This is a genomic window from Halomicronema sp. CCY15110 (assembly GCF_016888165.1).
Taxonomy (GTDB): Bacteria; Cyanobacteriota; Cyanobacteriia; order Phormidesmidales; family Phormidesmidaceae; genus Halomicronema.
Map to the genome: position 1 here is coordinate 22,444 of NZ_JACSWC010000219.1, position 8,978 is coordinate 31,421.

At 56.6% G+C, this 8,978-nt stretch carries 8 protein-coding genes; 6 read left to right on the forward strand and 2 right to left on the reverse strand.

Features of this window, described 5'->3' with window-relative positions; genetic code table 11:
- Nucleotides 1-297: 297 nt before the first annotated feature.
- On the reverse strand, nt 298-1,047 hold the full coding sequence (locus JUK32_RS07950) for a lysophospholipid acyltransferase family protein (RefSeq protein WP_204138327.1): 750 nt from the start codon (nt 1,045-1,047) through the stop codon (nt 298-300).
- Between the two features lie 656 nt (nt 1,048-1,703).
- On the opposite strand from JUK32_RS07950, the gene JUK32_RS07955 reads away from it, so the two are divergent.
- The 4 genes from JUK32_RS07955 (at nt 1,704) to JUK32_RS07970 (ending at nt 4,588) form a co-directional block, all read left to right on the forward strand.
- Nucleotides 1,704-2,570: a sirohydrochlorin chelatase gene (locus JUK32_RS07955; RefSeq protein ID WP_204138320.1), complete on the forward strand. Its 867-nt coding sequence runs from the start codon at nt 1,704-1,706 to the stop codon at nt 2,568-2,570.
- A 66-nt stretch (nt 2,571-2,636) separates the two neighbouring features.
- Nucleotides 2,637-3,512: a uroporphyrinogen-III C-methyltransferase gene (gene cobA / locus JUK32_RS07960; protein WP_204138321.1), complete on the forward strand. Its 876-nt coding sequence runs from the start codon at nt 2,637-2,639 to the stop codon at nt 3,510-3,512.
- Nucleotides 3,513-3,754: 242 nt separating this feature from the next.
- Nucleotides 3,755-4,324 (forward strand): peptide deformylase, encoded by a 570-nt coding sequence (gene def, locus JUK32_RS07965; RefSeq protein WP_204138322.1) that lies wholly within the window; start codon nt 3,755-3,757, stop codon nt 4,322-4,324.
- A gap of 66 nt (nt 4,325-4,390) precedes the next feature.
- Nucleotides 4,391-4,588, forward strand: a complete 198-nt coding sequence (locus tag JUK32_RS07970) for a hypothetical protein (RefSeq protein WP_204138323.1) — start codon at nt 4,391-4,393, stop codon at nt 4,586-4,588.
- A 349-nt stretch (nt 4,589-4,937) separates the two neighbouring features.
- Here JUK32_RS07970 and JUK32_RS07975 read toward each other — a convergent pair whose 3' ends face one another.
- Nucleotides 4,938-5,450: a Dps family protein gene (locus JUK32_RS07975; RefSeq protein ID WP_305037834.1), complete on the reverse strand. Its 513-nt coding sequence runs from the start codon at nt 5,448-5,450 to the stop codon at nt 4,938-4,940.
- Between JUK32_RS07975 and JUK32_RS07980 the strand changes: the two genes are divergently transcribed.
- Both JUK32_RS07980 and adhE read left to right on the forward strand, forming a co-directional pair.
- Nucleotides 5,449-5,817 carry a hypothetical protein gene (locus JUK32_RS07980; RefSeq protein ID WP_204138324.1) on the forward strand — a complete coding sequence of 123 codons (369 nt, stop codon included), beginning with the start codon at nt 5,449-5,451 and terminating at the stop codon, nt 5,815-5,817. The two genes, JUK32_RS07975 and JUK32_RS07980, sit on opposite strands and share 2 nt — an antisense overlap.
- Nucleotides 5,818-6,208: 391 nt before the next feature.
- Nucleotides 6,209-8,857, forward strand: coding sequence for a bifunctional acetaldehyde-CoA/alcohol dehydrogenase (gene adhE / locus JUK32_RS07985; RefSeq protein ID WP_204138325.1), 2,649 nt, complete (start codon nt 6,209-6,211; stop codon nt 8,855-8,857).
- Nucleotides 8,858-8,978 lie beyond the last annotated feature (121 nt).

The window sequence follows — 8,978 nt, forward strand, 5'->3', positions numbered from 1 at the left end:
CCTGACCATAAGATACCGGTAAATCGCGTGGCGACTGCGCTCACCCTGCCAGCTTCGAGAGTCGAGCGCCGTCGCCACCGGACTGGCCTAGGGGCGTTATTTAGCCGCAGCTCCCTAACCACCGGAGTGCATCGCCCCTGGGTTGGACGGCACTGTTTGTGGCTAACCTAGTTTGAGTGGTTTTCTTTTCCGAGATGTCCAGAAATTCAAGCTTGCTCGCGATCGCTCCCCTCTTTCTGAAAAGCTGAGGGGCGGCAACCAGCATTGGCGCAGTTGTGCCGGCTGGCTGACAAAGTATTAGCGGCTAGCTTCAAGGCGTTGTTGCTGCGTCGTCGATAAATCGGTCAGGGTCTGCCCTAGGTCTTCGATCAGATGGCGAGCACTGGATTTAACCTCTTCTGCGGTCAAGGCCCGGTTTTCTTGGGTCGGCAGATAGGTGGCAACGGATAACGGGGGGCCAAAGGCTACTTCTACAGAGCACCGCCAGCGCGGCACCGCCGGATCGTAGTGCAAGCTGACGGGAATAATTTTGACGCCCAATTCGTGAGTTTGGGCTTCGGCTTGCAGGGCCATGCGAGCGAGACCGGGCTTGAGACGATGGATCTGGCGATCGCGGAAAATGCCCCCTTCGGGATAGATGACCATCATTTGGTCATGCTGCAACAACTCAATCCCGTGGCGCAGACTAGCGATGCTGGGCGATCGTACATTGACGGCAAAGCCGCCTAACCGGCGAATAAACCAGCCCTGCAAACCTTTCACCTCATCGGCGGTGACCATAAAGTGTAAGTCGCGTCCGGTGACGGAACGCCCGGCAGCGTAAGGAATCACAATAGAGTCCCAGCGGGCGCGATGGGTGGGCGCAAGAATTACTGGTCCCTGATCCGGTAAGTGTTCCTGCCCTACGATAGCAACGTGGCGAAAGTAGCCGGGAAGGACAAATTTTTCACCGAGAAAATAGGCGATGGGTGTCAGCCAAGGAGAGCACTGCGATAGCGTATGCGTCTGCTGGCTAGCAGGCGAGGGATTCAGGCTGACTGTAGACATAGACAATTGTTTGGCGATCGCCGTTTCAAGAGACACGTTTCTATTTCGGTAACTTGTGAACTATGTTTACCGTAGTGGGTTACGCCCCATGTCACCTCAATCGCTAGACACTTTTTGCGAGTGTCATCGCTAGCTTGCCATCTCAGTCGACAGGAAATTCGGACTTCGGGGGGGGAATTAGTGGCTGTCCGGCGGCACGGTAGCCCAACAGAGTGAGTTCGCGCCGAGCCATCAACCTCAGAAATGTCATCACGCGATCGCGAAATCCCCGACTAACTGATGCAGTTGCTACATTCGCTGAAATCGACCTTCTATAATGTTGAGCAACTAACGACTACTGTTAACGACTACTGTAATGTTGCCCGTCAGGGTGCTGCCACATCAGTCTAGAGGCGGCATTGTTGCTGTCTTTCCTTTGTTCCCAGGTAGGCAGGGAAATTGATCGCACCGGCAGAGAGACATGTTCCAGCGGCGGGCACCCAGATTCTTTAACTTTCCCATGGGCATTGAGAAGGTGGGAAGAGCACCAGCGCCAAGGCTCGGTTCAGGCCCGTGATTGAACGCAAGCGATGCGACGTTCCTCGCCGGAGGCAGTGTAATCCGCCAGCCATCGGCTAACTGCCATTAGTAATGATGTGAATTGAAGGGTGATCCCCATGCGCACGGCCTATCTTTTAGTCTCTCACGGTAGCTCTGATCCTCGTCATCAGGCGAGCTTGACCCGGCTGGCTCAGGGGGTGCGCCAGCATTTGGGCGGCTGGCATCGTGGTGCGCCAATGACCTTTAGTAGCGAATCTGGTGACTGGCGATCGCGGCCCCCAGCCGCCAGCCTGTATGCCGAATCCCCCATTGTGGGTACTGCGACGTTAGAAGCGGCTGAACAGTCCTTGGCGGAGCAAATCGTTCAATTTTCTCGTCGACTGTCGCAGTTAGACATTCAACAACTGGTGATCATGCCGCTGTTTCTGCTCGCGGGCATTCACGTCAAAGAAGATCTACCAGCGGAAATCAGCTATGCCCAACAGCAACTCCGCTCTGGTTTACAGCTCAAATGTTTGTCTTATTTGGGCAGCCGTCCGCAATTTAAGCAGCATGTGGCTGCCCGCATCGCCCACACAGAGGCTGATCGCTGTCTTTTGCTCGCCCATGGCAGCCGCCGCCCAGCGGGCAATCGCAAGCTTCAGCAATTAGGCCGAGGACTCAATACCGATGTCGCATTTTGGACGGTGGCTCCCGACCTGGAAACACAGATTTATCACCTGATGCAACAGGGACATCGACGAATTGCGATCGCGCCGTTTTTCCTGTTTCCCGGCAGCATTACTGACGCCATCACCCATCGCACGGAGCAAATTGCCGAGCACTTGCCCAAGCTGTCACTCAGACTACTGTCGCCCTTGGGCACGAGCAGCGACTTGGGGGCGGTCATTGCCGACATCCTCCAGGCTGCTCGGCAGCCGGTGACAGATATGAACGGGGACGCTGAGCCGTCACAGATAGCCGAAAGTAGTATTACCGCTTAAGATTTTTCAATATTACAAACCAAGCTGTTGACAGCATGCAGGTGAACCCCAGAGGTATCCGGTGATATGACCGAACTACGTCAGCATAATCAAGGCGATCGCTTACCCGGCAAGGTCTATTTGGTCGGCGCTGGGCCAGGGGATCCGGGACTGTTTACCCTCAAAGGCAAGGCCTTACTAGAGGTGGCGGATGTGGTCGTCTACGATGCCCTGGTGAGTCCCCCGATTTTGGCGATGGTCAATCCCCAAGCCAAGCTACTGCCAGCGGGCAAGCGGCGCGGCTATCATTCCCTGCTGCAAACCGAAATCACCCAACTGCTAATTGAGCAGGCCCAACACCATGTCACGGTAGTGCGGCTCAAGGGTGGCGATCCCTTTATGTTTGGGCGCGGGGGGGAAGAGATGGGCGATTTGGTGGCGGCAGGCATTGCGGTGGAAGTCGTGCCGGGCATCACCGCCGGGGTGGCGGTACCCGCCTATGCGGGCATCCCGGTGACTCATCGCCAACTAAGTTCCAGTGTGACGTTTGTGACGGGACATGAGGCCGTCGGCAAGTACCGGCCCGAAGTAGAATGGCGGGCGATCGCCCAGGGCTCCGAAACCATCGTCATTTATATGGGTGTTCAGAATCTCCCCAAAATTGTGCGGTCTCTAACGGGTGCGGGGTTATCGACGGATACCCCGATCGCGCTGGTGCGCTGGGGGACGCGCCCCGAGCAGTCTGAACTGGTCGGCACCCTCGCCACCATCGAAGCCGACATGACGGCGACTGGCTTTGCGGCCCCCGCGATCGCCGTGATTGGGAATGTGGTGACCCTGCGCGAAACCCTCGCCGTCTGCCGCCCTGAGATGCAGACTGCCGAAACCGGAACGGCCTTGCCCGGACGGCAAATTTCCCCAAGAAAGGCAACAACGACGGTGCCCCTTGCTACGATGGAATAGGCCACCGCAGCAGAGAAAACTTTGGGGTCGGGGGTTAATCCGGATGGTTGGGGCCAAATCTGTTAGTTTGACTTGAAGTCTCTCGCTGGGTCTCGCAAACTGGTGGATAAAGGGTGCCCGGATGGGACTAGGCTGGCTGTTTAGCGCGGCGATCGCCCTCGACAACCCCACCCTCCGATACTTTTCACTGTCTTTGGTTCACTGTCCTTGGATTTATTGACGTTAACGACATTCATCGCTTTATGACTGCTACTACTATCCCGGTTGAAAAGAAGAAGCTCAAGCATCCTCCCCTTAACATCCACACCTTGGGAGATAAAGTGCTGCGTCAACCGGCCAAGCGCGTGGCCAAAGTTGATAGCAGTATGCGCGACCTGGCCTATGACATGCTCAAGACCATGTACAGCTCCGATGGCATTGGGTTGGCCGCCCCGCAAGTCGCGGTCAACAAACAACTCATCGTGGTTGATGTTGATTCCGAAAACGCGGCGGCGCCGCCGCTCATTCTGTTTAACCCCAAAGTCACGCGGGCCAGCAAAGAAGTTTGCACTGATAAAGAGGGTTGCCTCAGCATTCCCGGCGTCTACCTAGATGTGGTACGCCCCACCGCTATCGAAATCAGCTTCAAAGATGAAAATGGCCGTCCCCAAAAGCTGCAAGCTGCCGACCTACTGGCCCGCTGTATTTTGCACGAGATGGATCATCTCACGGGCGTCATGTTTGTCGATCGCGTCAATAATCAACTCGCCCTAACCGAAGAGTTACAGAAAAATGGCTTCTCGGCTCGCGATGTGAAAGCGATCGCGGGCTAAGCCTTGCACTGGGGGCACCGCCTGCGTTAGATAAATAGAATAATTTTCTCAGGAGAGAATCAAGCTGTGTGGACTCCCAAAAGTGGTTTGTTGTTGCTGTGTTCGAGCCTGGCGGCGATTTCTGCCGTAGCGGCCATTTTTGAGCTATCCACTGGCAATCCTGATTGGGGCTTCGGCCCCACCTATACGCTGGTGGGAGTGACTGTCCCCCTCGTGGGGCTGTTCTTCTATGCGGCAGTCAAAGACGCTAGAGCCAATATGTAGGTCACCGAGGTTTTCACCGACGAGAGCCGCTCAGGGTTGCTGATTCATCCAGGGGCGCGGGGCGGCATCTTGCCTGCGAGCCGGACGAGAGCGACGACATTACAGCAACTCTCATTTTGGGAAATGTTCCGTTTGCCCTGAGTCTGTCGCCGGGTGAACGGGCTTGCCTCCCTCGGAAAACCAGGGTGTGAACGAGCCCCTTGGCTGGTTTCAAGGGGCAACTTATGGAGTCTGGATGTGCCAGCGCATTGACCATCATCGTGAAGCCACGCATCCACGATGACGATCTTTTCGGTGGGGGTGAATGTGCCCCCCTTCGGATTTCTCCCCACCTCGCGATAGTTGAGAGTTACTTGTCTAGGAGGCTGCGGAGCATCCAGGCCGTCTTTTCGTGCACTTGCATCCGCTGGGTGAGTAAGTCCGCCGTCGGTTCATCATTCGCCTGGTCGACCACCGGAAAGATTGAGCGCGCGGTCCGCACCACGGCCTCTTGGCCTTCTACCAGTTTGGCAATCATTTCTTCAGCGCTGGGTACCCCTTCTTCTTCTTTGATCGAAGAAAGTTTGGCAAAGGCTTTGTAGGTGCCTGGAGCTGCCACACCTAAGGCCCGAATGCGCTCGGCAATCAGATCCACCGCTAAGGCCAGCTCGTTATATTGCTGCTCAAACATGAGGTGCAGCGTTTGAAACATGGGGCCAGTGACGTTCCAATGAAAGTTATGGGTCTTGAGGTAGAGGGTATACGTATCGGCGAGCAGGTTAGCGAGGCCAGCGGCAATGGCCTGACGGTCTTTCTCTTCAATGCCAATGTTGATCGGCATGGTACTCACTGCCGTCGCCGCCGCTTTTTTGGTTTTAGCCATGATTGTTTCTCCTTTGCAAACAGTCTTGTTGCGATCGCTCACAACAGTCTTAATTTTGCACTCTAACAAGGGGGGCGCAATGCTGGCAGCCATTTTCCTTTGGAGAAATGGTCCGTTCGCTCTGAGCAGCATTCGCTACATGCGTGCAGTCATCCTGAGCATTACCGCAATGCTGGGTGGGGGCGATCGCGGTGTCACATGCTGCTCGGTCTCTGGCGATATCGCGGGTTCGGTAGAGGTTTTGGCGATCGGTCAGGCCGTTTTACGGGCGGTAAACCCTCACCTCACCTCGGTTCAGAATAAACTGTTGCGAAGAAAAATTGATCTTTATCTAAAGGCTGGGTGGGCTCATCAAAACCCGCGCTAGGGTTGGCTTAGTAAGTAGATTACCGTTCAATTTCGGTGCGAATTTTCCAGTAGAGGCCTGTCCACCTGCGATCGCTCAACTTGCTAAAAATGGTGCCTTCATGACCCTTTTGGTTTACGCCCGTAACCTCGTCAGTGCCCAGCCCGAGGGAAGAGTTTTCTCAAGTTTGTCGCTTCAGTTCCCTTCACACAACTGCCCATCATTTTGATAACTCCCTGATCGAGTCAGGCTACTACAGTGCTCCATACAGGTTTGCTAGACACCCGTTTACCCCGCCAAGCGACGCCATCCCAATGGGGATCGACAGACTGATTGGCATTGCCCAGACCGTTTTCTTAGGGCCGATCCCCGCACGATTTGACTGATAGCACATCCAATCGAAGGTCAATGTATGACTGTTAATTCCCTTGAAACCCTCGAAGCCTTGATTGACCGGGTGAAAGCCGCCCAGGCCGAATACGCTACGTTCACCCAAGAGCAGGTCGATCGCATCTTTCACCAAGCGGCTCTGGCGGCGAATACCAAGCGCATTCCCCTGGCGAAGCAGGCCGTGCAAGAAACCGGCATGGGCATCGTCGAAGACAAGGTGATCAAGAATCACTTTGCGTCGGAGATGGTTTACAACAAGTACAAAGACGAGAAGACCTGCGGGGTGATCGAGAACGAGCCCGGTTATGGCTTGCAGAAGATTGCCGAGCCCGTGGGTATTCTGGCGGGCATTGTGCCGACGACGAACCCCACGTCCACCGCCATCTTCAAAGCCTTGTTGGCTCTGAAAACTCGAAACGGCATCATCTTTTCCCCCCATCCCCGCGCCAAGGGCTGTACGACACAAGCAGCCAGGATTGTGCGGGATGCGGCAGTGGCGGCAGGGGCACCGGCGGACATTATCGGCTGGATTGACGAGCCGACGGTAGAGCTGTCCCAAACCTTGATGAGCCACCCCGACATCAAGCTGATCCTGGCGACGGGCGGCCCCGGCATGGTGAAGGCGGCGTACTCTTCGGGGAATCCCTCGCTGGGGGTCGGCGCGGGCAATACCCCAGCAGTGATTGACGGGACGGCCCACATCAAAATGGCGGTGAACTCCGTCTTGATCTCCAAGAGTTTTGACAATGGGATGATCTGCGCCAGCGAGCAGTCGGTGGTAGTGGTGGACGAGGTCTATGACGAGGTGCGGGCGGAGTTCAGCGAGCGGGGCGCGTATCTGCTCAATGACGACGAGAAGGCCAAGGTGCGCCAGATCATTCTCAAGAATGGGCGGCTGAATGCAGCGATCGTGGGGCAATCCACCGCCAAACTCGCTGAACTGGCGGGGATCACGGTGCCCGAAGGGACTCGCGTGCTGATTGGCGAAGTGACGGACATCAACACGGACGAGCCGTTTGCCTATGAGAAGCTATCGCCGATTTTGGCGATGTATCGGGCTCCCGACTTTGGCCACGCGGTGAACATGGCGGCGGCCCTGATCCGCTTTGGGGGCATGGGCCATACCTCGGTGCTCTATACGAATCCGGCGCAGCACGATCACATTCACCACTTTGAATCGCAGATGACGACGGCGCGGGTGCTGATCAACACGCCATCTTCTCAAGGGGCGATCGGGGATCTGTACAACTTTAAGCTCGATCCTTCGCTGACGCTGGGCTGTGGCTCCTGGGGCGGCAATTCGGTCTCGGGCAACGTCGGCCCGCAGCACTTGCTGAACATCAAAACGGTGACGGAACGGCGGGAAAATATGCTGTGGTTCCGCATTCCGCCGAAGGTGTATTTCAAGTTTGGTTGTCTGGCAACGGCGCTGCGGGATCTTCAGGGGCGTCAGCGGGCCTTCATTGTGACCGACAAGCCGCTGTTTGATCTGGGCCTGTGCGATCGCGTCACTCAAGTGCTGGAAGATCTGGGTATTCGCCATGAGGTGTTCCACGATGTGGAGCCGGATCCCTCGCTGGATACGGTGATGCGCGGCGTCGATGCGATGAATCAGTTTGAGCCGGATGTGATCATTCCGGTGGGCGGCGGTTCGCCGATGGATGCAGCCAAGATCATGTGGCTGATGTATGAGCATCCTGAAACGGACTTCGAGAGCCTGGCGATGCGGTTTATGGACATTCGGAAGCGGGTGTATGAGCTGCCGCCCCTGGGCAACCGGGCGATGCTGGTGGCGATCCCCACGACATCGGGCACCGGCTCGGAGGTGACGCCGTTTGCCGTGGTGACGGACAACCGCACCGGCATGAAGTATCCCCTGGCGGACTATGCCCTGACCCCCCACATGGCGATCGTCGATCCCGAACTGGTGCTGCACATGCCCCCGGCGCTGACGGCGTACGGTGGGTTGGATGCCCTGACCCACGCGATCGAGGCCTACGTCTCGGTGCTGGCATCGGAGTTCACTAACGGGCAAGCGCTGGAGGCGATTCGCCTGATCTTCAAGTACCTGCCGAGCGCTTACGAAAACGGCGCGCAGGATCCCAAGGCGCGGGAGAAGGTGCATTATGCGGCGACGATGGCGGGGATGGCCTTTGCCAACGCCTTCCTGGGGGTCTGTCACTCCCTGGCCCACAAGCTGGGCTCGACCTTCCATGTGCCCCACGGTCTGGCGAATGCGCTGCTGATCTCCCACGTCATCCGCTATAACGCGACGGATGCGCCCTTTAAACAGGCCATCTTTCCGCAGTACAAGTATCCCAATGCCAAGTATCGCTATGCCCGCATTGCGGATCACCTGGGTCTGGGCGGTGATACTGAGGATGAGAAGGTGGAGTTGCTGATTGCGGCGATCGAGGCGCTGAAGCACCGTCTCAACATCCCCGACAGCATCCACGATGTGATCCCGGAGGTGGACAAGCGCTTCTACGCGGAGGTGGAGGAAATGGCGGAAAACGCCTTCGACGACCAATGCACGGGCGCGAATCCCCGCTATCCGATGATCAAGGAGTTGAAGGAACTGTACATCCTCGCTCACCGAGGCTGTCGCATTGATGCGGCCATGTACAACCAGGATGACTCGGAGGCGATTCAAGAAGCGGTCAACGCTTAGGGACCTCGCCCCGGAACCTCACCGCCTGTGGCACCTCTCCTTCGTAAGGCTACTAAGTACACACAAGTCATGTTGTAGTAGGATGCTGCCAGAAAACATGGGGTCATCGAGATGGAGAATC